Origin of the sequence: Microcoleus sp. Pol12A5, assembly GCF_036701435.1 — a bacterium.
Classification (GTDB): Bacteria; Cyanobacteriota; Cyanobacteriia; order Cyanobacteriales; family Microcoleaceae; genus Microcoleus.
In genome coordinates this window covers 1-1,085 of sequence record NZ_JAUBQU010000316.1, presented here as the reverse complement: position 1 = coordinate 1,085, position 1,085 = coordinate 1, and the positions used below count along the sequence as shown (strand labels likewise).

The window sequence follows — 1,085 nt, the reverse complement described above, 5'->3', positions numbered from 1 at the left end:
CTCAAACCTGTCAGGTTCGTAATCGTTGCATTCGTTGCACTTACAGTACCCGCTTCGATTGTTCCTGTTGCACTTAAATTATTTAAGCCAGTCAGGTTCGTAATATTCGCAGTTGTGGCACTGATGCTGTTAGATGTGATATTACCAGTAGCTGTAATGCTCTGGATATTAGCCAGGTTCGTAATCGTGCCTTGAGTACCAGCGTTCAGTGTTGCACTGATTGTTCCGCCAATAATATTACCCGTTACTGTGATATTATCAAATGTACCTGATCCACTATTTACACTTGTTGCACTTACCGTGCCGATCTGTGCTGTACCTGTTACACTTAAATTACTCAAACCTGTCAGGTTCGTAATCGTTGCATTTGTTGCACTTACAGTACCTGCTTCGATTGTTCCTGTTGCACTTAAATTATTTAAACCAGTCAGGTTCGTAATATTCGCTGTAGTCGCACTGATCGTGTTAGATGTGATATTACCAGTAGCAGTAATGCTCTGGATATTAGCAAGGTTCGTGATCGTACCTTGCGTACCAGCATTCAGTGTTGCACTGATCGTACCACCAATAATATTACCGGTTACAGTGATATTATCAAAGGTACCACTGGTGCTGTTTACTGCTGTGGCACTTACCGTTCCGATCTGTGCTGTACCTGTTACACTTAAATTACTCAAACCTGTCAGGTTCGTGATCGTTGCATTTGTTGCACTTACAGTACCTGCTTCGATTGTTCCTGTTGCACTTAAATTATTTAAGCCAGTCAGGTTCGTAATATTCGCAGTTGTCGCACTGATGCTGTTAGATGTGATATTACCAGTAGCAGTAATGCTCTGGATATTAGCAAGGTTCGTAATCGTACCTTGAGTACCAGCGTTCAGTGTTGCACTGATCGTACCACCAATAATATTACCAGTTACGGTGATATTATCAAATGTACCTGATCCACTATTTACACTTGTTGCACTTACGGTGCCGATCTGTGCTGTACCTGTTACACTTAGATTGCTCAAACCTGTCAGGTTCGTAATCGTTGCATTCGTTGCACTTACAGTACCCGCTTCGATTGTTCCTGTTGCACTTAA

The 1,085-nt window shown here is 42.1% G+C and carries 1 protein-coding gene; it reads right to left on the bottom strand.

Annotated features, from left to right (window positions below):
* The coding region (locus QUA45_RS28970; protein ID WP_445305362.1) for a beta strand repeat-containing protein at positions 1-1,085 on the bottom strand (1,085 nt) is incomplete at both ends.